The sequence below is a fragment of the Streptomyces sp. NPDC058000 genome, assembly GCF_042886435.1.
Taxonomy (GTDB): Bacteria; Actinomycetota; Actinomycetes; order Streptomycetales; family Streptomycetaceae; genus Streptomyces.
Genome location: NZ_JBHVQS010000038.1, coordinates 6,161 through 28,136 on the forward strand (window position 1 = coordinate 6,161; position 21,976 = coordinate 28,136).

Annotated in this window: 17 protein-coding genes; 11 read left to right on the forward strand and 6 right to left on the reverse strand. The window is 74.4% G+C overall.

Going from position 1 to position 21,976, the window contains the following annotated elements:
• Window positions 1–104: 104 nt before the first annotated feature.
• Both ACFVT2_RS29010 and ACFVT2_RS29015 read right to left on the reverse strand, forming a co-directional pair.
• On the reverse strand, window positions 105–1,763 hold the full coding sequence (locus ACFVT2_RS29010; RefSeq protein WP_390022575.1) for an ABC transporter permease: 1,659 nt from the start codon (window positions 1,761–1,763) through the stop codon (window positions 105–107).
• Window positions 1,760–2,731 carry an ABC transporter ATP-binding protein gene (locus tag ACFVT2_RS29015; protein ID WP_390022576.1) on the reverse strand — a complete coding sequence of 324 codons (972 nt, stop codon included), beginning with the start codon at window positions 2,729–2,731 and terminating at the stop codon, window positions 1,760–1,762. The genes ACFVT2_RS29010 and ACFVT2_RS29015 overlap by 4 nt, the downstream gene beginning before the upstream one ends.
• 92 nt (window positions 2,732–2,823) lie before the next feature.
• Here ACFVT2_RS29015 and ACFVT2_RS29020 point away from each other — a divergent pair, with 92 nt between their 5' ends.
• Entirely contained in the window at window positions 2,824–3,399 is a 576-nt protein-coding gene (locus ACFVT2_RS29020) for a GbsR/MarR family transcriptional regulator (RefSeq protein ID WP_390022578.1), read from the forward strand.
• 58 nt (window positions 3,400–3,457) lie between these two features.
• Here the strand turns inward: ACFVT2_RS29020 and ACFVT2_RS29025 are convergent, their stop codons facing one another.
• Entirely contained in the window at window positions 3,458–4,486 is a 1,029-nt protein-coding gene (locus tag ACFVT2_RS29025) for a hypothetical protein (protein WP_390022579.1), read from the reverse strand.
• A 237-nt stretch (window positions 4,487–4,723) separates the two neighbouring features.
• On the opposite strand from ACFVT2_RS29025, the gene ACFVT2_RS29030 reads away from it, so the two are divergent.
• The gene (locus tag ACFVT2_RS29030; RefSeq protein WP_390022580.1) at window positions 4,724–6,010 is read left to right on the forward strand and encodes an adenylosuccinate synthase; all 1,287 of its coding nucleotides are present in this window, start codon (window positions 4,724–4,726) and stop codon (window positions 6,008–6,010) included.
• 84 nt (window positions 6,011–6,094) lie between these two features.
• Here ACFVT2_RS29030 and ACFVT2_RS29035 read toward each other — a convergent pair whose 3' ends face one another.
• Window positions 6,095–7,681 (reverse strand): serine/threonine-protein kinase, encoded by a 1,587-nt coding sequence (locus tag ACFVT2_RS29035; protein ID WP_390022581.1) that lies wholly within the window; start codon window positions 7,679–7,681, stop codon window positions 6,095–6,097.
• Window positions 7,682–8,045: 364 nt separating this feature from the next.
• On the opposite strand from ACFVT2_RS29035, the gene ACFVT2_RS29040 reads away from it, so the two are divergent.
• The 4 genes from ACFVT2_RS29040 to ACFVT2_RS29055 all read left to right on the forward strand — a co-directional run bounded on the left by ACFVT2_RS29040 (window position 8,046) and on the right by ACFVT2_RS29055 (window position 12,025).
• A complete protein-coding gene (locus ACFVT2_RS29040; protein ID WP_390022582.1) occupies window positions 8,046–8,846 on the forward strand; it encodes a polyphosphate polymerase domain-containing protein in 801 nt (266 codons plus the stop codon).
• A 238-nt stretch (window positions 8,847–9,084) separates the two neighbouring features.
• Window positions 9,085–10,443: an aspartate aminotransferase family protein gene (locus tag ACFVT2_RS29045; RefSeq protein ID WP_390022583.1), complete on the forward strand. Its 1,359-nt coding sequence runs from the start codon at window positions 9,085–9,087 to the stop codon at window positions 10,441–10,443.
• A gap of 157 nt (window positions 10,444–10,600) precedes the next feature.
• Window positions 10,601–11,278 carry a GntR family transcriptional regulator gene (locus ACFVT2_RS29050; protein WP_390022584.1) on the forward strand — a complete coding sequence of 226 codons (678 nt, stop codon included), beginning with the start codon at window positions 10,601–10,603 and terminating at the stop codon, window positions 11,276–11,278.
• A gap of 96 nt (window positions 11,279–11,374) precedes the next feature.
• Complete coding sequence (locus tag ACFVT2_RS29055) at window positions 11,375–12,025, forward strand: hypothetical protein (RefSeq protein WP_390022586.1); 651 nt, start codon at window positions 11,375–11,377, stop codon at window positions 12,023–12,025.
• Window positions 12,026–12,085: 60 nt separating this feature from the next.
• Here the strand turns inward: ACFVT2_RS29055 and ACFVT2_RS29060 are convergent, their stop codons facing one another.
• Window positions 12,086–12,898, reverse strand: coding sequence for an SLATT domain-containing protein (locus ACFVT2_RS29060; RefSeq protein ID WP_390022587.1), 813 nt, complete (start codon window positions 12,896–12,898; stop codon window positions 12,086–12,088).
• A gap of 298 nt (window positions 12,899–13,196) precedes the next feature.
• Between ACFVT2_RS29060 and purD the strand changes: the two genes are divergently transcribed.
• From purD to ACFVT2_RS29075, 3 genes are all read left to right on the forward strand, one after another.
• Complete coding sequence (gene purD, locus ACFVT2_RS29065; RefSeq protein WP_390022588.1) at window positions 13,197–14,453, forward strand: phosphoribosylamine--glycine ligase; 1,257 nt, start codon at window positions 13,197–13,199, stop codon at window positions 14,451–14,453.
• A gap of 445 nt (window positions 14,454–14,898) precedes the next feature.
• The gene (locus tag ACFVT2_RS29070) at window positions 14,899–16,854 is read left to right on the forward strand and encodes a hypothetical protein (protein WP_390022590.1); all 1,956 of its coding nucleotides are present in this window, start codon (window positions 14,899–14,901) and stop codon (window positions 16,852–16,854) included.
• A gap of 179 nt (window positions 16,855–17,033) precedes the next feature.
• Window positions 17,034–18,515, forward strand: a complete 1,482-nt coding sequence (locus ACFVT2_RS29075) for a N,N-dimethylformamidase beta subunit family domain-containing protein (protein ID WP_390022591.1) — start codon at window positions 17,034–17,036, stop codon at window positions 18,513–18,515.
• 105 nt (window positions 18,516–18,620) lie between these two features.
• Here the strand turns inward: ACFVT2_RS29075 and ACFVT2_RS29080 are convergent, their stop codons facing one another.
• Window positions 18,621–19,529, reverse strand: coding sequence for a LysR substrate-binding domain-containing protein (locus tag ACFVT2_RS29080; protein ID WP_390022592.1), 909 nt, complete (start codon window positions 19,527–19,529; stop codon window positions 18,621–18,623).
• Window positions 19,530–19,630: 101 nt separating this feature from the next.
• Between ACFVT2_RS29080 and ACFVT2_RS29085 the strand changes: the two genes are divergently transcribed.
• On the forward strand, window positions 19,631–20,899 hold the full coding sequence (locus ACFVT2_RS29085; protein ID WP_390022594.1) for an MFS transporter: 1,269 nt from the start codon (window positions 19,631–19,633) through the stop codon (window positions 20,897–20,899).
• 110 nt (window positions 20,900–21,009) lie between these two features.
• Window positions 21,010–21,909, forward strand: coding sequence for a phosphoribosylaminoimidazolesuccinocarboxamide synthase (locus ACFVT2_RS29090; protein WP_390022595.1), 900 nt, complete (start codon window positions 21,010–21,012; stop codon window positions 21,907–21,909).
• Window positions 21,910–21,976: the final 67 nt, after the last annotated feature.

The following is a 21,976-nucleotide window of genomic DNA, read 5'->3' on the forward strand; positions in this document are numbered from 1 at the left end:
TGTTTTTAATCCCCCCCCTCCCCCCCCCCGTGCCACCCGGCGGGCCGCCGCCCGCCCGCCCCCCCGCCCCCCCCCCCCGCCCCGGCCGGCCCACGACTACGGGATCAGCCGATGTCGCGCCGGCGGAGCCCGGCGAGACCGGCGGATATCAGCACCACCGAGAGGGCCGTCAGCCAGAGGAAGGGCGCGGCCGTCGCCGCCCCGCCGGGCAGCTTGGGCAGGTGCCCGTACGGCGAGAGGTCCATGGCCCACTGGGGGAGCCGCAGCACCGGGCCGAGCCAGCCGAGGGCCAGGCAGGTGCCGGTCAGCGCCCAGACCGCACCGTTCGCCCCGGGCAGCACGCCGAGGACGGCCATCGCCACCGCGGCGAGCGTCCACACCGCCGGGACCTGGGCGAGCGCGGCGGCCAGCACCCGGCCGGTGCCGCCCGAGACGTCGCCGACCGAGGCGCCGTAGGTGATTCCCAGCGTCAGACCGCCGGCGGCCAGCACCGCGGCCGTGCCCACCAGCGCGATGACCAGATGGCCGCCCGCCCAGCGCAGCCGGCCCACCGCGCCCGCCAGGATCGGTTCCGCACGACCGGCGGTCTCCTCGGCGCGCATCCTGAGCACCGCCCCCACGGCGTAGAGCGCGGCGACCACGCCGAGCATGCCGGTCATCGAGGCCAGGAAGGCGTCCGTCAGGGACTGCTGCCCGCCGAGCCGTTCGAAGATCTCCCGGGTCTGCTGATTGCCGCCGACCATGCTCGCGGCGCCCTTGGCGATCCCGCCGAACACCGCCCCGGCGAGCGCGAACCCGGCCGTCCAGCCCGCCAGGGTGGTCCGCTGGAGCCGCCAGGCCAGGCCGGCGGGGCCGCCGAGCGAGCGGGGTGCGCGGGCCGGGCCGGGGCGGGCCGGCAGGAAACTCATCCCCAGGTCGCGGCGGGCGGTCAGGGCATAGGCCGCCGTGGTCGCCAGCGCGGTCGCGGCGGCGAAGAGCAGGACCACCCACCAGCGCTCGCCGGCGTAGGCGCGGAGGTTCTGCGCCCAGCCGACGGGGGAGAGCCAGGTCAGCGCGGAACCGGCGCCGCTCCCGGGCGCGCCGCTCCCGTCGGACGCATCACCGGCGGCGCGCAGTGCGAAGGCGGCGCCCAGGGCCGCGCCGGTCAGCCCCTTGGCCAGCCGGGCGCTCTCGGTGAGCTGGGCGGCGATCGCGGCCAGGGCGGCGAAGAGCAGGCCGGTGCCGCCGATCGCGAGGCCCAGTGCGAGCGATCCGCCCACCGGCCGGCCGGAGGCGGTGAGCCCGGCGGCGGTCAGCACGGCGACCGCCGCGTCGGCGATCAGCGCCGCCAGCAGGGCCGCGGTCAGCGGCGCCCGCCGGCCCACCATGGCGGCGGAGAGCAGCTCCTGACGGCCGGTCTCCTCCTCCTCGCGGGTGTGCCGGACGACGATCAGCAGGCTCATCACGGCCGCCAGCACCGCCCCGAACCCGGCCATCCGCCAGGCGACCAGTCCGCCCAGGGAGTCGTCGAAGACCGGTCCGTACAGGGCGCGCAGCGAGCCGTTGGCGTTCATCGACGCGGCCAGCTGGGCGCGTTGGGCGGCGGTGTCGTAGAGCGAGGCGAAGGACGGGCCCATGGCGACCACGGACAGCCCGAGGACCAGCACCCAGACCGGGATCATCAGCCGGTCGCGGCGCAGCGCCAGGCGCAGCAGGGTGCCGGTGCCGGTCAGGTGGCGCGGACCGGCGGGGCGGACGGCGGCCGGTGCGGCCAGGGCGCTCATCGGGACACCGCCCCTTCGGTCCGGGCCCCGTCCCGGCGGCGGGCGTCGGGGCGGAGGTCGTCCTGGTAGTGCCGGAGGAAGAGCTCCTCCAAGGTGGGCGGGGTGCTGGTGAGGCTGCGCAGACCGGCCGCGCCGAGCGGGCCGAGCACCGCGCCGAGCCGGTCGGTGTCGACCTGGAGCCGGACGCGGCAGCCCGGGCCGCCCTGGAGCGGCTGGACGGTGAGGCCGTGGATGCCGGGCAGCCCGTCGAGTCCGGCCGGCGGGCCGGCCAGCTCGGCGACCACGGTCGTCCGGGTCAGGTGGCGCAGCTCTCCCAGGGAGCCGGATTCGACGGTGCGGCCCTTGCGGATGATGCTGACGCGGTCGCAGAGCGCCTCGACCTCGGACAGCACGTGGCTGGAGAGCAGGACCGTGCGGCCCCGGTCGCGCTCCTCGGCGACGCAGCTCTGGAAGACCTCCTCCATCAGCGGGTCCAGTCCGGAGGTCGGCTCGTCGAGGATCAGCAGGTCGATGTCGGAGGCGAAGGCGGCGACCAGCGCGACCTTCTGGCGGTTGCCCTTGGAGTAGGTGCGGCCCTTCTTGGTGGGGTCGAGTTCGAAGCGCTCCAGCAGCTCGTCCCGTCGGGCGGCGTCCAGTCCGCCGCGGAGCCGTCCGTAGAGGTCGATGACCTCGCCGCCGGAGAGGTTGCGCCACAGGGTGACGTCGCCGGGGACATAGGCGACGCGGCGGTGGATCTCGACGGCGGCCTGCCAGGGGTCCTTGCCGAGGACCTGGGTGGCGCCGCGGTCGGCGCGCAGCAGGCCGAGCAGGACCCGGAGGGTGGTGGACTTCCCGGCGCCGTTGGGCCCGAGGAAGCCGTGCACCTCACCGGCCTCGACGCGGAGGTCGAGGCCGTCCAGTGCGTGGGTCCGGCCGAAGGACTTGTGGAGGCCGGCCACCCGGATTGCGGGGGAGAACGCCTTCGTCATGTTTTCGAAGATACGCTGGTTTCATAAATTTGTGAAGTTAAGAAAGCGTATAAAGTTGAGGGACGGCTCTGAACAGGGGAGATGATGCGGAGATGAGCGAGCAGCGACAGCAGGACACGGGTCCGGCGGCGGCCCGCGACGACGAGGCGGTCCTGACGTTCGTCGAGCGGTTCGCGGCGCAGATGGTCGATGCGGGGATGCAGCGGATGCCGGCCCGGATCTTCTCCTGCCTGCTGGCGTCCGACTCCGGCGTCCTGACCTCCGCCGAACTGGGCGAGCGGCTCCAGGTCAGCCCGGCGGCCGTCTCCGGCGCGATCCGCTACCTCTCACAGGTCGGCATGGTCAGCCGCGAGCGCGAGCCCGGCTCCCGCCGCGACCGCTACCGCGTCCACAGCGACCAGTGGTACGAGGCCCTGACCCGCCGGGACAGCGTCCTGACCCGCTGGGAGGACGTGCTGCGCGAGGGCGTGGAGAGCCTCGGCCGGGGCAGCGCCGCCGGCCGCCGGCTCGGCGAGACGTTGGCCTTCACGGAGTTCATGCAGCAGGAGCTCATGGGCATGATGGACCGCTGGCGCGACCACCTCGAAAAGCTCCGCACGGACGAGGAGGCCGGCCCGGTGGCGTCCCGGGAGGGCGCGCAGGAGAACGACCCGGCCCCGCGGCGCTGACCCACAGACCCCGCCGACCGGCACCCCGCCCGCGAGGGCCGGCACCCCGGTCCCCGTCTCACCCCTGCCGGGGCAGTTGCAGCCGCCAGGCCCCCGGCTGCACCGTCCAGGTCCGGGTCCGCACCGGCCCGCCGACCAGCACGTCCGCCCGGTAGTGGAAGTCTGCCCCGGACACCGTCACCGCCCGCGCCCGGACCCGCACCGGCCGCTCCCCGCCCGGCCAGTGCACGACCACCTCGGCCAGCCCGCCGGGCCGCCCCACCAGGCCACCGGCCCCGGCGTCGTCGTCCCCGGCGTACGGCACCACCGACACCCCGCGCACCGGCCGGTCCAGGTCCGCCAGCAGCGCCCCGTCGGCCTCGACCCGCAGTCGCAGCCGCTGCGCGGGCACCCGCCCGCGCCGGCCCCCGCCGACCTCGGCCGCGCCCGGCCGCGGAGCGCCCCACCGCCCGGCCGCGGGCGTGGCCAGCAGCGACAGCGCCGTACGGGCGGTGCGCGCCGCCGGCTTCCACCAGGGCTGGTGCCCGGTCGTCGGATCCGCCGTGCCGGGCCCCGCGTCCCCGGGGGCCAAGGCCCGCTCCGGGTGCCCGGCGGCCCCCGACGCCCCATGGACGGCCCGCTCGCCGTGCTCCTCGTAACCGCCGTACGCCCCGTATTCCGGCAGCGCTCCGGCCACGTCACCGCACGGGATCCGCAGCCCGCCCAGCACGATGCCGTCGCTGTCGTCCGTGAGCAGGTCCATCGGCCGCTCCCCGCCGTCCAGGACGGCCCGCGCGGCGGCCACCGCGTCCGTGGGCACGCCCAGCGTCCGGCTCAGCGCGACCGTCTCCGGCGTGCCCACCGGGATCATCGAAAGCGGCACCCCGGCCAGCTCGCGCTCCTTGTGGAGCAGGCCCACCGCGCGCAGCAGCGCCCGGTCGTCGCCGATCACCACCGGGCGGCGCCGGCCGCGCCGGGCCAGTGCCTGGGCGAACTCCTCCGGCCCCTCCGGGAGGCAGATCTTCGCCCCTGCGCCGGCAGACAGGACGTCCTTCGCGATCCGCACGGACTCGCCGTCCGTCCTGCGGGCGATCGGATCGATGACCACAAGCAGGGGGCACCCCCGAACGGACTCCGCGGGAGAGTGCCCAGAAGACTGCGCCGACACCTCGGTCCTTCCTCAGGTAGCATCTCGGTGCAAGAGCCCCTTGCGCTATTGCGCCAGGGGCTTCGTCTATTCCGGGGCACCGGTCCGACGGCTCCGGCGACGACGTACGCGTGAACACGCGGGCGCCGCGCCATCCACGCACGTTGGACATGCCCCGCCCGGAAGGGGTGTACGCCTGTGCCCGCACTTGTGCTGCTCGGTGCTCAGTGGGGTGATGAAGGCAAGGGAAAGGCCACCGATTTGCTCGGTGGGTCCGTGGACTACGTAGTGCGTTACCAGGGCGGCAACAACGCCGGCCACACGGTTGTCGTGGGTGACCAGAAGTACGCACTGCACCTCCTCCCTTCCGGAATCCTCTCGCCGGGGTGCACCCCGGTCATCGGCAACGGAGTCGTCGTCGACCCGGCGGTCCTGCTCTCCGAGCTGAGCGGACTCAACGAGCGCGGCGTCGACACGTCCAAGCTGCTGATCAGCGGTAACGCGCATCTGATCACGCCGTACAACATCACCGTCGACAAGGTGACGGAACGCTTCCTCGGAAAGCGGAAGATCGGCACCACGGGCCGCGGCATCGGCCCCACCTACGCGGACAAGATCAACCGCACCGGCATCCGGGTCCAGGACCTCTACGACGAGTCGATCCTGACCCAGAAGGTCGAGGCGGCGCTCGACGTCAAGAACCAGCTGCTGACCAAGCTCTACAACCGCCGCGCCATCGAGGCCGGCCAGGTCGTCGAGGAGCTGCTGGGCTACGCCGACCAGATCAAGGGCTACGTCGCCGACACCACCCTGCTCCTCAACAAGGCGCTGGACGACGACAAGGTCGTGCTCTTCGAGGGCGGGCAGGGCACCCTGCTCGACATCGACCACGGCACGTACCCCTTCGTCACGTCCTCGAACCCGACCGCGGGCGGTGCCTGCACGGGTGCGGGCGTCGGCCCCACGAAGATCAGCCGGGTCATCGGCATCCTCAAGGCGTACACCACCCGCGTGGGCGCCGGTCCGTTCCCGACCGAGCTGTTCGACGAGGACGGCGAGGCGCTGCGCCGGATCGGCGGCGAGCGCGGTGTGACCACCGGCCGGGACCGCCGCTGCGGCTGGTTCGACGCGGTCATCGCGCGCTACGCGACCCGGGTCAACGGTCTGACGGACTTCTTCCTCACCAAGCTCGACGTCCTCACCGGCTGGGAGCAGATCCCGGTCTGCGTGGCCTACGAGATCGACGGCAAGCGCGTCGAGGAGCTGCCCTACAGCCAGACCGACTTCCACCACGCGAAGCCGGTCTACGAGATGCTGCCGGGCTGGTCCGAGGACATCAGCAAGGCCAAGACCTTCTCCGACCTGCCGAAGAACGCCCAGGCGTACGTCAAGGCACTGGAGGAGATGTCGGGCGCCCCGATCTCCGCGATCGGCGTCGGCCCCGGCCGGACCGAGACGATCGAGATCAACTCGTTCCTGTCCTAAGGAACTCGGTACGGCCCCGGCGGTTCGCTTCCGCCGGGGCCGGCTGCCGTCCGGGGTGACGGTGGGGGCCTGCCGCCCCCGCCGTCACCCCGTCTTCGTGTACAGCAGCGGCGCCAGGCCGCCCGCGTCGTCGAAGGTGCGCCGCAGTTGGCCGGCCATCAGCTCCAGGGTGCTGGGGGAACCGGGACGGCAGGTGTCGGGCGGGCCGGAGACCACGGTGGACGGGCCGAGGCGCACCGGTGGGCCGGCGCTCTTGAGGGTGGCCGCGAACCGGCAGTCGTACGTGGGCCCGGTGGCCTGCATCCGGAGCACGGTCTCGCCGGGCTTGCCCTGGACGAGGGTGAAGCGGCGCACGTCCAGCTTGGAGTCGCCGACCGTCGTCGACCAGATGCCCAGGTAGCCGGCGGGTATGTCGCCGTCGGCCGCGGGGGCCGGGTCCGGCTTGCCCTCGGAGGCGGCGGCGCTGCCGCCCGGTTCGCTCAACAGCGCGTATCCGGTGGCGGCACCCGCTCCGACCAGCACCAGCGCGGCCACGGCCAGCAGCGTCCGGCGGGTGCGGCGGCGGCGCGCCGGGGCCGGGGCGGCCGGCGGCGCCATGGTGGCGGGCGGTGCCGCGGCCGGGTCCGAGGCCGGGCCCGTGGCGGGCGTCCCGTGCGGGCGGACGGCGGTCGCGTCGGAGGGCGTCCGGTCCGCGCCGTCCTGCGGGTTCTCCGCCTCCAGCAGTTCCACGGCGTGCCGCCCCAGGCGGGCGATCAGCGCCCCCGGGAGCCACGGTTCGTCGTCCGCCGCTCCGGAGGCGTCCGGGCCGTCCTCGGCCCACGCGACCAGTTCCTCGGGCGCGGGGCGCCGGGCCGGGTCCTTCGCCAGACAGGCGGTGACCAGGTCGTACAGCCCCTGGGGGAGCCCGGTCAGGTCCGGCTCCTCTTCGGCGATGCGGTACATCATCGCGTGCGGCAGGGTCGTCGCGGAGCCGAACGGCTGCCGGCCGGTGGCCGCGTACACCAGCACCGAGCCGAGGCAGAAGACGTCGCAGGCCGGCGTGAGCGGCTCGCCGCGGACCTGTTCGGGCGCCATGAAGCCGGGGGAGCCGACCGCGGAGCCGGTGTGCGTCACCGCGCTCGTGGTGACCCCCTCCAGGGCCCGTGCGATGCCGAAGTCGATGACCCGCGGGCCGTCGAGGGTCAGCAGGACGTTGGACGGTTTGAGGTCGCGGTGGATGATGCCGGCGGCGTGGATGGAGCGCAGTGCGCGGGCCAGTCCGGCGGCCAGGATCCGCACCGTGCGCTCCGGCAGTGGTCCGCTGCCGCCGACGGCCTGTTGGAGGGCGGGGCCGGCGATGTAGCCGGTGGCCAGCCACGGGGTCTCGGCCTCGGTGTCCGCGTCCAGGACGGGTGCGGTCCACTCCCCGCCCACCTTGCGGGCGGCCCGCACCTCATGGCGGAAGCGGGCCCGGAACTCCTCCTGGTGGGCCAGTTCTGCGCGGACCAGTTTGACCGCGACGGTCCGGCCGCGGTCCGAACGGGCCAGGAACACCCGCCCCATACCGCCCTCGCCGAGCCGCCCCAGCAGGCGGTACTCGCCGATCTGCTGGGGGTCGTGCCCGCTGAGCGGTGCCAGCCCGCCGGGCCGTCCGGCCTGTCCCTGCTGCCCCGTTCGTCCTGGCTGTGCCATGATCCCGCCGCCCCTTTGCCCCGGGTTTCCCCGCCTCCGCCCTGTGGGAGCGGCCACTCGTCCGCGGTGAGGATATCGATGTCGTACCTCCGGCCGGTGGGGTGGTATTCGGCCAAGGCGTGCGCCCGTGGGAGCGAGTCGGGTCACGACCGTCCACGAGGGGCCGGGTTCCGAGCGGCGAGGTATGCGAGCGGGCTGATGCACCGTCAGCATGGCGCCCCTGTCCGGGAACTGACGCAATGGATGGCTGATTCCGCGTCCCGGAACTTTCCATGGTTATCGATCGTAAAGAAAGGAGAAAAACCGCAGAGAGCGACGACAGGACCCGCACGATCCCCCGTCCCCCATTCTCCAAGGAGACCGTGTGATACCCGCCGTACGAGCCCTTGCGCGGGCGGCCATGGCCGCCCGCCCCGTCCCGTTGGCCGAGGTTCAGGCCCGCGCCGAGCTTCTGGCCCGCTTCAGTACCACCTACCTCGTCCCGGTCGACGTCTTCGCCGCCTTCGCGGCCGAACTCACCGACCGCCGCCGCCCCGGCGGCCCGTTCGCGGCGCTGTGCATCAACGGCCGCCGCTGGTTCCGCTACCAGTCCGTCTACTACGACACCCCCGACCTGCGTTCCTTCCACGACCACCGGCAGCGCAGCCTGCTCCGCTTCAAGATCCGCGAGCGGCTCTACGCGGACACCGGCGAGCGGCAGTTCGAGGTCAAGCTCAAAGGGGAGCACGGCCGGACGGTCAAGCACCGGCAGCCGCTGATGCCCGGCGACCCGGCCCTGGGCGAGGCCCCGCGGGACTTCCTCGCCACCGTGCTCGACCGCTCCTACGGCATCCAGGCCCCCACCGAACTGGGCCGCTCCATCGAGACCGACTACCAGCGGGCCACCTTCGTCGCCGACGGCCAGCGCGTCACCTGCGACGCCGCGCTGGTCTGCCGCGACCTGGAGACCGGCCGCACCGTACGGGCCGACGGCGGACTGGTCGTCGTCGAGACCAAGACCGCCGGCCGGCTCACCGAGGCCGACCGCCTGCTGACCGCATACGGCGTCCCGGCCGCCGACTTCACCAAGTACTGCGGCGGGCTGTCGGCGCTCCGCCCGCACCTGTACGCCAACCACTGGAGCGGGCCGGTCCGGACCGCCTTCCCCACCGCCGCGGCGGCCTGACCGGTGCGCGGGGCGGCCAGCCCTGAGCGCCGCGGATCCTGACGATGCCCGGGGGCAGGTACCCCCACCCCCGGGCATCCCTGGAGTTTCCTCCAGGAGCGTAGACATTCTGTCCGCGCGCGTGGTGAGCGCCATACACAGTGTCGGTACCGGTCAGCGGACCGTGATCCCTAGGCTGGGAGCCGTTCGCCGTTCCTGTCCAGCGGCGGACCCCCGCGACCGATCCGAGGTACTGACCGTGAGCACGTTGCCCCCCGACCCCGCTGCCGGCGCCGCAGTCAAGGCCGCCGACCGCGCGCACGTCTTCCACTCCTGGTCCGCGCAGGGCCTGATCGACCCGCTGCCGGTCGCCGGTGCCGAGGGCTCGTACTTCTGGGACTACGACGGCAACCGCTACCTCGACTTCTCCTCCCAGCTGGTCAACACCAACATCGGCCACCAGCACCCCAAGGTCGTCGCGGCCATCCAGGAGCAGGCCGGCAAGCTGTGCACGCTCGCCCCGGGCTTCGCGGTGGACGTCCGCTCCGAGGCCGCCCGGCTGATCGCCGAGCGCACCCCCGGCGACCTCGACAAGATCTTCTTCACCAACGGCGGCGCCGAGGCGGTGGAGAACGCCGTCCGGATGGCCCGGCTGCACACCGGCCGCGCCAAGGTGCTGTCCACGTACCGCTCGTACCACGGCGCCACCGCCGCCGCGATCAACCTCACCGGCGACCCGCGCCGCTGGCCCTCCGACACCGCCTCGGCCGGCGTCGTCCACTTCTGGGGCCCGTTCCTGTACCGCTCCCCGTTCCACGCCGAGAACGAGGCCCAGGAGTGCGAGCGCGCCCTGGCCCACCTGGAAGAGACCATCGCCTTCGAGGGCCCGCAGTCGATCGCCGCGATCATCCTGGAGACCGTCCCGGGCACCGCCGGCATCATGGTCCCGCCGCCCGGCTACCTCGCCGGCGTCCGCGAGATCTGCGACCGCCACGGCATCGTCTTCATCCTCGACGAGGTGATGGCGGGCTTCGGCCGCACCGGCCACTGGTTCGCCGCCGACCACTTCGACGTCACCCCCGACCTGCTGACCTTCGCCAAGGGCGTCAACTCCGGCTACGTTCCGCTCGGCGGTGTGGCGATCAGCGCCGAGATCGCCGCCACCTTCGACCGGCGGCCCTACCCCGGCGGCCTGACCTACTCCGGTCACCCGCTGGCCTGCGCCTCCGCCGTCGCCACCCTCAACGCGATGGCCGAGGAGCGGATCGTGGAGAACGCCGCGGAGATCGGCGAGAAGGTGATCGGCCCGGCGCTGCGCGAGATCGCCGAGCGGCACCCCTCGGTCGGCGAGGTCCGCGGCCTGGGCGTCTTCTGGGCCCTCGAACTGGTCCGCAACAAGGAGACCCGCGAGCCGCTGGTGCCCTACAACGCGGGCGGTGCCGACAACGCCCCGATGGCCGAGTTCGCCGCGGCCTGCAAGCGCCGCGGCCTGTGGCCGTTCGTGAACATGAACCGCACTCACGTCGTCCCGGCCTGCACCATCACCGAGGCCGAGGCCAAGGAGGGCCTCGCCGCCCTCGACGAGGCCCTGACGGCCGCGGACGCGCACACCGTCTGAGCGCACCCGCCGGGCAGCCCTCCGCGCGGCCCTCGCCTATCGTGGGCGGGGGCCGCGCGGCGCGTCGTTTCACGTGAAACCGCGGCAACCCCCTCGCCTATGGTGGAGGGCGGGCCGCTCCCACCTGCGGTCATGGACGTCGAAGGAGACGCACCGAATGGCCCCGGGCTCGGACAGCTCCGTGATACGCCGCAGCACCCTGCGCGAGCAGATCGCCGACGCGCTGCGCGACGAGATCCTGGCGGGCCGGCTGCCGTCCGGCCACCCGTTCACCGTCAAGGAGATCGCCGACCAGTACGGCGTCTCCGCGACACCGGTGCGCGAGGCGCTGCTCGACCTGTGCGCCCAGGGCCTGCTCGACATCGAGCAGCACCGCGGCTTCAAGGTGCACGCCTTCACCACCGACGACTTCCGCGCCATGGTCGAGGCCCGCACCCTGATCATCGAGGGCATCTTCCGCAGCAACGCCGAACGGGCGCTGCTGGCCACCCCCGCCGAGGTGCTGATCTCCATCCGCCGCCGCGCCGAGGAGGCCGAACGCGCCGCCCGGGCCGGCGACCTGGACGTCCTCATCGGCTACGACCTGCGGTTCTGGCGCGAACTGAGCGGCATCGTCCAGAACCCCTACATCAGCGACTTCCTGGACCGGATCCGCGTCCAGACCTGGATGTTCGCGGTGCCGCTGCTGCGCCGCGAGCCGCGCCTGGCGGGCCAGCTCTGGCACGGTCACAGCGAACTGGCCGACGCCCTGCTGCGGCACGACCTGCCGGACGCCCAGCGGCTGATCGCCGAGTACAACGAGCACTCCCTCGCTCTCGTCGGAACGGCCGGGTAGCACTACGCTGTCCCGACCATCGGCCGTAATGGGCCGTACCCGTGGCTGTACGTGCGCCGGTGCCCTACGTCCCCGACCGGAAGCGAGCCCCCACCCGTGGCATGTGACCTGTGGCTGGTACCCCTCGTCGATGTGCTGTGCCACAGCCCCGACAACCCGTTCTCCGAAGAGATCGCCACCTACAACGACGCCCTGGTGGGCGCGAGCCTGCCGGAGATCCCGGTCTTCACCTACATGCCGGGCCTCTCCGGCGACGTGGCGCCGGTCGCCGGCTTCGACTACGACGCGCTGCACTTCCTGCGCCGCGCCTACCTGCTCAAGTTGTGCGGCCTGGAGGTGACTCCGGTCGACGAACTCGGCGGCGACTACGAGCAGTTGCTGGAGATGTTCGAGTCCACCGCGCAGCAGTCCCACCTGGTCTGGCACTACGACCACGCGGGCGCCTACGTCCCGGTCGACTTCCCGCACCCGCTCGCCACCGAGGAACTGCTGGCCGGCGGCGGCCCGTTGGGCTCCTCCCACGGGCTGTTGCGGGACCTCGAACTGGTCGCCCCGGCCCTGGGCATCGACCCGGCGAACCCGCCGGCCGCGCCCGCGCCGCCGGCCGGTCCCACCTCCCTGGAGGAGCGGGCCACCGCGGTCCCCCTGGACGACGGTCCGTTCGCCCGGGAACGGCACGTCTGGCTCGGGCTGCACGCGGCCGCCACCCGGAGCCTGGGCCAGGGCTCCATGATCGTCTTCAGCTGAGCGGTCCGGACCGGCGGGAGGTCCGCCCCCGGCCCCGCCGGGCTCCCGGCCGGTCCCCGCTCAGCGCGGGGCCTCCGGCGGCCGCTGCCGCGGCATGTTCGGCCGCGAGCCGGGCGGCCTCGGGAACCGCCCCGGGTTTCCCGGGCCCTCCGACCGCGGCGCCGTCCACGGCAGCACCGCATGGGTGGCCTGCGGCACCGGAGCGGACCGGAACTCCACCATCCAGTCCGTCGTCTCCGTGCGGATCAGCTCCCCGATGTCCTCGTTGAACCGCCGCAGCACGCCCAGGCAGCGCTCCGCCGCCTCGCTGGCGGTGCCCTCCGTCGGCCCGAGCACCTCCCGCACGCTCTCCGCCGCCCAGTCGAACTGCAACGCCTCCAGCCGCCGGTGGATCGCCTGTGCGGTGGCCAGGTCCCGCATCCAGCCCGCGGTCATCCCGAAGTACCGGTCGCAGCCCACGCACACCGCGGCCAGCAGCAGCGTCAGCGCGCCCCAGGGCGCCCCGTGCTCCCAGACCCCGGCGAGGTCGAGCAGCGGCAGCGTCCCGCCCGCGGTCACCCCGGCCGCGGCCCCCAGTCGCAGCGCCCGCGCCCCCCGGCGCTTGGCCAGCCGGTCGCGCAGGTACCAGTCGGCGGTGCGCAGCGCGCCCTCCTCGCTCCACAGGTACAGCGCGTCCAGCCGGTTGTCCGGCTCGCCCCAGTCGCCGTGCGGGAAGGCCCGCCCCACGAGGTCGCCGCGGCCCCGGAGCGGTCCGGCGGGGCGGCGCTCCGGCCGGCCTCGTTCCCGGTGGCGGTCCGGCGACCGCCCGCGGCCCCGGTCGGGCCCGCCCTCGCCCCGAGGGGGCCCCTCGGGTTGCATCTCCGGCTGACTCACCCGTGCTCCCTCGTACGCGGATCCGTGGGGTGCGCGCATGGCCTACGGAAGGGCCGCGCACCGCCCTCTTTCCTACCGCCGAACGGCTGGCCTCTGTCCCAAGATCGCCCGTTTTCCGCCCGGAAGTGGTGCGGGATCCGGTATAGGACGCTCGCGTATCTCACCCGAAAGAGTTGCCGCCGCGGGGGCGGACGGTGGCGGCGGCGCCGTCGGTGGTTTCCGGCCGGGGCCCGGGCCTTGTGTGATCAGGGCACGCCCGGCGACCGGCCGGTTGGTGCATTCGTCTAGGCTGCACCCCGTGAAGGTCCTTGTCATCGGCGGCGGCGCCCGCGAACACGCCCTGTGCCGCTCTCTGTCCCTCGACCCCGACGTCAGTGCGCTGCACTGCGCCCCCGGCAACGCCGGCATCGCCGAGGTGGCCGAACTCCACGCGGTCGATGCCCTCGACGGCCGGGCGGTGGCAGACCTCGCCGCGGGCCTGGCGGCCGACTTCGTCATCGTCGGCCCCGAAGCCCCGCTGGTGGCCGGCGTCGCGGACGCGGTCCGCGAGCGCGACATCCCGGTCTTCGGCCCCTCGGGGCAGGCCGCCGAACTGGAGGGCTCCAAGGCGTTCGCCAAGGACGTGATGGCCGCCGCGGGCGTGCCCACCGCCCGCAGCTACGTCTGCACCACCCCGGAGGAGATCGACGCCGCCCTGGACGCCTTCGGCGCGCCGTACGTCGTCAAGGACGACGGTCTGGCGGCCGGCAAGGGCGTCGTGGTCACCGAGGACGTCGAGGCGGCCCGCGCGCACGCCAACGCCTGCGACCGGGTGGTCATCGAGGAGTTCCTCGATGGCCCGGAGGTCTCCCTCTTCGCCGTCACCGACGGCGAGACCGTCGTCCCGCTCCAGCCCGCCCAGGACTTCAAGCGCGCCCACGACGGCGACCAGGGTCCCAACACCGGCGGTATGGGCGCCTACAGCCCGCTGCCCTGGGCCGACCCCAAGCTGGTCGACGAGGTGCTCCAGACCGTCCTGCAACCCACCGTCGACGAACTGCGGCGCCGCGGCACCCCGTTCTCCGGGCTGCTCTACGCGGGCCTGGCGATCACCTCCCGCGGGGTCCGCGTGATCGAGTTCAACGCGCGCTTCGGCGACCCGGAGACCCAGGTCGTGCTGGCCCGCCTGCAGACCCCGCTGGCCGGCCTGCTGTACGCCGCCGCGACCGGTGCCCTCGCGACCTTCCCGCCGCTGCGCTGGAGCGACGGCGCCGCGGTCACCGTCGTCATCGCCTCCCACAACTACCCGGGCACCCCGCGCACCGGCGACCCGATCGACGGCCTGGCCGAGGTCGCGGAGCGGGACGCCCCCGACGCCTACGTGCTGCACGCCGGTACCCGGCGCGACGCGTCCGGTGCGGTGCTCAGCGCGGGCGGCCGGGTGCTGTCCGTCACCGCCACCGGCGCCGACCTGGCCGCCGCCCGCGAGCGCGCCTACCGCGCCGTCGACCGGATCTCGCTGGACGGCTCGCACCACCGCACCGACATCGCCGCGAAGGCGGCGGCGGGGGAGTAGCGCACGGCGGCTCCGCACCGCGTCCGCGGTCTGCGCGGAGCCGAGGAACAACTGAGGCAGATGTCATTTCCTTGGCATATGCCTCAGTTGCGTTGTGGGGCGTACCACCCGTCGGGAAGCGGCCCAGACCCGTGCGTCTCCGGCCCGCGGCTTTACCCAAAGCCATTCCATCGAGTGACCACGCGAGTATCCGGCTGACGAACCCCGCACCCCCAACTAGGGTGCGGCGCAAGCGTCCTGCGGTCGCGGTGCCGGAATCCCGGCACCGTCGCCCCGGCGGCGTCCGGCAACTGGCCCACCGACATTGCGATGTCAGTGGCCGGTGCCACAGTGGTGGGGAGTGAGCTCGCTCTCTCGCCCGCACACCGCACGACCGTCCGTCCGTTCGTCCGTCCCGTCTTCTCTCCGTCCCGCTCCAGCAGGACCGCAGGGGGTGTACAGGCTCGTGGCAAGTCCGGAAACAGGCGTCCTGGCGGCGCGTGGCCGCGCCCTCGCGGTGCTCCGCGTCCGCGGTGCGGCGCTGGCGGTGGCCCTGCTGCCGGCCGCGGTCGCCGTGGTCCTCCTCGTGGGCGGTGCCACCGGTCGGCTCGGCACCGAAGGCGGCTGGGCGGTGGCCCGCTGGGCGGTCGGCGGCCTCACCGTGCTGAGCCTCCTCCTGGCGACGCTGGTCTCCGTGGTCGTCGCCCGCGCCCGGCCCGCGCTCAGCCCTTCCGTGCCGATCGCCGAGGAGGCCGCCCCGGACCTCTACCGCCTGGTCCGCGACCTCGCCGACCGCCTCGACGTCCCCGCCCCCTCGGCGATAGCCCTCACCCCGGACTGCGACAGCTGGCTGGAGGACCGCACACACCGCGCCCACGGTCCGCCGCGCCCCGCCCGACGGGCCGGCCGCCGGGCGCCCGAGGCCCCGGTCCTGGTCATCGGTTCGCCGTTCCTGTGGTGGATGCGGGTCGCCGAGCTGCGCGCCCTGCTGGCCCCCGTCGTCGCCGGCACCGGCCCGTCCGCACACCCGGACATAGCCGCCGCCCGCCGCTTCATCCGTGGACTGGACGCGGCCGCCGGGGTCGCCGCCCGCGCCCGGGGCCCGTTGCGCGCCCTCCCGCTCCGCTTCGTCGGCCGGGTCGCCCGGCTGCTGCTGCGCGCCGCCGGCGAGCACGTCGTGCTGATGGAGCGCGGGGTCGCGGCCGCCGCCTCCGAGCGCGCCCAGGGCGTCGACTACGGCCTGCGGATCGTCGCCCAGGAACAGGTCGGCCTGGCGTACGCCGGCTGGGACCGGCTGCTGACCAGGGTCGCGCTGCCCGCCTGGCGGATGGGCCGCTGGCCCTCCCGGCTGGACGCCGGCGTGGTCTCCGCGCTCACCGAGCTCTCCCGCCGCGACCGCCTGGCCGAGGGGTTCGCCTCCCGTCTCGGCGAGCGGCCCGCCTGCGACCTCCTGGAGGAGCCCGGCACCATCGACCGGGCGGCCTCCCTGCTGGCCGCCCGGCTGTTCCACGGCGGCCCGGCCGAGCCCGGCCCGGACTGGTCGCCGGTCGCGTGGCAGCAGTACCCACAGGAGATCGTGGACCGGAAGTGGCGGCTGGAGGCCGCCCGGCTGCACCGCGTCCTCGACGAGCTGCCGGTGGCCGGCCAGGCCGACCCCGACCGGGAAGCACCGGACCCGTCCCGCGCACCGGACCGCTCCACCACCCCCGCGGACGCCCCCAGCGCCGCCCCCGCGCCGCCCCTGACGTACGCCGGTGCCCGCGCCCGTACGCCCGCCGCCCCCCACCCCGCGAGCCTTCCGCAAGCCCTCGACTCCTCCCCCGAGTCACCCGAGCTGTCGGTTGCCGCCCCGAGCCCTCAGCTCCGTTCGCGCCGGGGGGACCCCCGTGCGCCCGGGGGATCCGCCTCCGCGGCGGAGACCCCCCGCACCGAGGAGCCCGCCGCCTGCGCGCCCCCGCCCTGCGGCCCGACCCTGGCCCGGGTCATCGACCGGCTGGCCCGCGACACCCGCGCCGGCGATCTGGTCGCCGCCCGGCTCGGCGCCGAGGTCGCCCGCGAGGAGCGCGAGGAGGCCGCCCGCCAGGCCGCCCGCTCCGCGCAAGCCGACACCACCGGCATCACCTGGGGCGACGGCCCGGCCGACGGCGGCCTCCCGCTCTTCCCGCTGCAACCGCCCCGGACGGCCCGCGAGTTGCTCGCCGACCACGTCACCGCCATGGTCTGCTGCGCCGCAGTGGACACCGCCGGTGCCGCCCCGGGCCTGGACTGGCTCGACGGCCCGGCCCTCCTCGTCGACGGCGCCCGCCGTGCCGACCTGGGCCGCCCGGTGCTCAGCCTGGTCGACGACGGCGACGCCGAACCGCTCCGCGGCTGGCTGCACCGGGTCGGCGTGCGCCCGGAGAAGCCGGTCCGGCTGGGGTGAGCCCCGGCGTGCGGGCGCCCGCCGGACCGGCTGAATGTTCCCTTCCAGTTCGTGCTTCGGGGCAAGGGCACCTAAATTCACGACGAAGGGTGACGAAGTGAGTGCGTAATGTGATGTGCTGGGGGATGGGTAAGGCCCGGTCGGCCGCGGCCATGGGGGACGCGGGAGGGGAGTGGAAGGTGGCGACGGAACAGATCAGGCGCTGGGAATCGGGTGCCCTCGCCCATGCGGTCACGGATCCGTTCGGGCAGGGCCCGCTGCCCTGGCTGCGCGGCAGCGAGACCTACTTCGACTCCGGCCGGATCATCCCTTGGTACGTCGATCCGGCGGTCGCCCACGAGGGCCTACGGCTGCCCGTGCCCCGAAAACACAACGGCCCCCGCACCGCCGACGACGTCCACCGCCAGATCAAGGGCTTCACGGTCCCCGGCGCGGTGGCCCCCGGCGAAGCCATCGACTTCCGGGTCTCGGTCGACCCGCCGCAGCCCTTCAGCATCGACGTCTACCGCATCGGCCACTACGCCGGCACCGGCGCCGCCAAGATCACCACCAGCCCGCGCCTCGCCGGCATCGTCCAGCCGGCCCCGCTGCTCGTCGACCGCACCGTCTCCTGCCACCACTGGTGGCTGTCCTGGCGCCTCCAAGTCCCCACGTACTGGCGGCTCGGCGCCTACGTCGCCGTCCTGACCACCGCCGACGGCCGCTACCGCTCCCACATCCCCTTCACGGTCCGCGACGACCAGCCCGCCGACCTCCTGCTGCTGCTCCCCGACATCACCTGGCAGGCGTACAACCTCTACCCCGAGGACGGCCGCACCGGCGCCAGCCTGTACCACGCCTGGGACGAGAAGGGCGCCCTCCTCGGCGAACGGGACGCCGCCACCACCGTCTCCTTCGACCGCCCCTACGCCGGCGCCGGCCTCCCCCTCCACGTCGGCCACGCCTACGACTTCATCCGCTGGGCCGAGCGCTACGGCTACGACCTCGCCTACGCCGACGCCCGCGACCTGCACGCCGGCCGGGTGGACGCCACCCGCTACCGCGGCCTGGTCTTCCCCGGCCACGACGAGTACTGGTCGGTGCCCATGCGCCGCACGGTCGAGGCCGCCCGGGACAGCGGCACCTCCCTGGTCTTCCTCTCTGCCAACACCATGTACTGGCAGGTGGAGCTCTCCCCGTCACCGGCCGGCCCCGACTCCCTGCTCAACTGCCGCAAACGCCAGGGCCCCGGCCGCCCCGCCCTCTGGCGGGAGCTGGGCAACCCCGAGCAGCGGCTGATGGGCATCCAGTACGCCGGCCGGGTCCCCGAGCCCGCCCCCCTGGTCGTCCGCAACGCCGACCACTGGCTGTGGGAGGCCACCGGCGCCCACGAAGGCGACGAACTCCCCGGCCTGGTCGCCGGCGAGGCCGACCGCTACTTCCCGCGCACCAGCCTCCCCGCGCACACCCGCCGCATCCTGCTCTCCCACTCCCCGTACCGCGACGGCGAGGGCGTCCGCCGCCACCAGGAGACCTCCCTGTACCGCGCACCCAGCGGCGCCCTGGTCTTCGCCTCCGGCACCTTCGCCTGGTCGCCCGCCCTCGACCGCCCCGGCCACATCGACCAGCGCGTCCAACGGGCCACCGCCAACCTCCTCGACCGCATCTGCAAACGCGACTGAACCCGTGCCGCGCCGCCCGCCCGGCCCCGGCCGCACCGTCCGACCGCACCCCCGTGCAGCGCACCCGCTACCGTGCCGCGCACCCGCTACCGTGCCGCGCACCCGCTACCGCGCCGCGTACTCCCCCAACTCCCGCGCCAGCGCCACCGTCAGCGCCCGGAAGATCCGCACCTCCGGATTCGGGTCCCCGGACCGCGTCGCCAACACGCTCTGCGCACTCGGCGCGTCCAGCACCGGTACGAACACCGTCCCCGGCCACGGGTAGTACCGCGCGAAGGACTTCAGCCCCGACCCCGCCCCGCGCCCCGCCGCCACGCTCGTCAGCACGTCGTGCGGGTTCAGCGCGCAGTCCGGCGCCCGCCGCTCGCCGTCCTGGAAGTAGAGGTAGTCGACGAACGGCCGCGGGGTCCGCGCCGGCAGCCGCAGGAACGGCAGGTCGAGGACGTCCGCGACCCGCACCCCCTCCCGCGCCGCGTCCGCCAGCGGCGACCGCGCGGAGACCGCCACGATCCGCTGCTCGGTCGTCAGAACGTCGACGTCGATGCCCTCGGCCTGCACCAGGGGCCGGACGAACGCCGCGTCCACCCGGTCCTCGCGCAGCGCGCTGCAGTGCTCGGTGAAGTCCAACTGCACCAGCGACACCGGCACGTCCGGCCGGGCCCGCCGGAAGGCGTTCACCGCGGCCGGGGTCACCTCCGCCGACCCGTGGCTCATCACCCCGACCCGCAGCCCGCGCCCCGGCGACGCCCGGCCCCGGACCGCCTCGGTCACGTCCTCCACCGCGGCGTTCGCGGCGGCCAGCAGCGTCCGGGCGTGCGACACCAGCCGCTGCCCGGCGACGGTCGGCACCACCGGGCCCCGACCGCGGTCCAACAGCCGCGTCCCGAACTCCCGCTCCAACTGCTGCACGTGCTGGGTGACCGCGGCCGGCGACAGGAACAGCCGGGCCGCCGCCCGCCCGAAGTGCTGCTCCTCGACCACCGCCAGGAACGAAGACAGCCGCCGCAGATCCATACGCGCCACGATAAGCGGGGGCCAAGCCCTCCGCCCCGGGCCGTTCACATTTCCTGAACGGAGGCGGCGCGCCCGCCCGCCCGCGCCGTACAACGTCTCTCATGCCCCTGTCACACACCCCGACGGTCCAGGTCAGCGCAGCCGCCACCGCGGCCCGGGCGCCCCGCCACTGGCTCCGCGCCGGCTGGCTCATGACCGCCTCAGGGTGGAGCGCCAACCAGTACTCCTCCCTCCTCGGCGCCTACCGCGCCCACCTCGGTCTGACCGCCGCCACCACCACCGCCCTCTTCGCCATCTACGTCGTCGGCCTGATCCCCGGCCTCCTCGTGGGCGGCCCGCTCGCCGACCGCCACGGCCGCCGACGGGTCGCCCTCACCGCCCTGGGCATCTCGGCCCTGGCGACCTGCCTGCTGATGGCCGGCCCGGCCGCCCCGGCACTGCTGTGGCCCGGCCGCTTCCTCACCGGCGTCGGCGCCGGCACCCTGCTCACCGCCGGCAGCGTCTGGATCAAGGAACTCTCCACCCCGCCGTACGGCACCGCGCCCTCACCCGGCGCCGCCGCCCGCCGCTCCGGCCTCTTCCTCTCCGCGGGCTTCGCCACCGGCGGCCTGGCCGCCTCCCTGATAGCCCAGTGGGCCCCGCACCCCATGGTCCTGGCCTACGTTCCGCACCTGGTCCTGGTCGCGGCCGCCGCGCTGAGCGCGGGCCGCGCCCCCGAAACCGCCCCGCCCCGGACCCCGGACCCCACCGTCCCCGCCCACCACACCCCGGCCCTTCCCACCCACCGCACCCCGGCCCTTCCCACCCACCGCACCCAGTTCCGCCGCCTCGTCGTCCCCGTGGCCCCCTGGGTGTTCGCCGCCCCCGCGATCGCCTTCGCCGTCCTCCCGGGCCTCGTCGACACCCGCCTGCACGGCTGGCAGACCGTCTACGCGGGGATCATCACCGCCGTCACCCCCGGCGCCGGCCTCCTCGTCGCCCCGCTCGCCCGCCGGCTGAGTGCCCGCCACCGCCTCGCCACCGCCGCCACCGGCCTCCTCGTCGCCGCTGTCGGCCTGCTGGTCGGAGCCCTCGCGGTGGCCCATGCGCAGCCCGCGGTGGCCCTGCTCGCCGCCGCCCTGCTCGGCGTCGGCTACGGACTGTGCGTCGCCTACGGCCTGACCGAGGTGGCCGCCCTGGCACCCCCGCACCACCTGGCCCGCCTCACCGCGCGCTTCTGGGCCGTGTGCTACCTGGGCTTCTGCACCCCGTACGTGGTCACCGTGCTCGGTGGCGCCTTCGCCCCGTCGACGATCCTCATCGGCCTCGCCGTGGTGGCCCTGCTCACCCTCGCCGCCCTCCTCCGCCCCGGAGTCCGGTCCTCCGTTTGACCCTCCCGAGGAACCGGCCACCGTCCCCCGCCGGCGACCCTGCGGCGGAGCCCCCACCGCGCATACGAGAGAATCGCCAGGACTCCTGGATCAACCTACGCGGAGGCAGCGTGTCCGGATTCGTAGAAAAGCCCGAGCCCGTGCAGGTCCCGGGTCTCACCCACCTGCACACCGGCAAGGTGCGGGACCTCTACCAGAACGCCGACGGCAACCTGGTCATGGTCGCCAGCGACCGCATGTCCGCCTACGACTGGGTGCTCCCCACCGAGATCCCCGACAAGGGCCGGGTCCTGACCCGGCTGTCCCTCTGGTGGTTCGACCAGCTCGCGGACCTGGTCCCGCACCACGTCCTGTCCACCGAGGTCCCCGAGGGCGCCCCCGCCGACTGGGCCGGCCGCACCCTCGTCTGCCACTCGCTCGCCATGGTCCCGGTGGAGTGCGTAGCCCGCGGCTACCTCGCCGGCTCCGGCCTCGTCGAGTACCGGGAGTCCCGCACGGTCTGCGGGGTGGCGCTCCCCGAGGGCCTGACCGACGGCTCCGAGCTCCCCGCGCCGATCTTCACCCCGGCCACCAAGGCCGCCGTCGGCGACCACGACGAGAACGTCTCCTACGAAGAGGTCGCCCGCCAGGTCGGCGCCGAAACCGCCGCCCAGCTCCGCCAGCTGACCCTCGCGGTCTACGGCCGGGCCCGCGACATCGCCCGCGAGCGCGGCCTGCTCCTCGCCGACACCAAGTTCGAGTTCGGCTTCCACGAGGAGCGGCTCACCCTGGCCGACGAGGTCCTCACCCCCGACTCCTCGCGCTTCTGGCCCGCCGATCAGTGGCAGCCGGGCCACCCCCAGCCGTCCTTCGACAAGCAGTTCGTCCGCGACTGGCTGACCGCGCCCGCCACGGCCTGGGACCGCACCGGCGAGCAGCCCCCGCCGGCCCTCCCGCAGGAGATCGTCGACCGCACCCGCGCCAAGTACCTGGAGGCGTACGAGCGCCTCACCGGCCACCCCTGGGCCTGATGTTCCGGCCCGGTGCCGACCACCGGCACCGGGCCACGACAAAGGCCCCGGTCTTGGTGACCGGGGC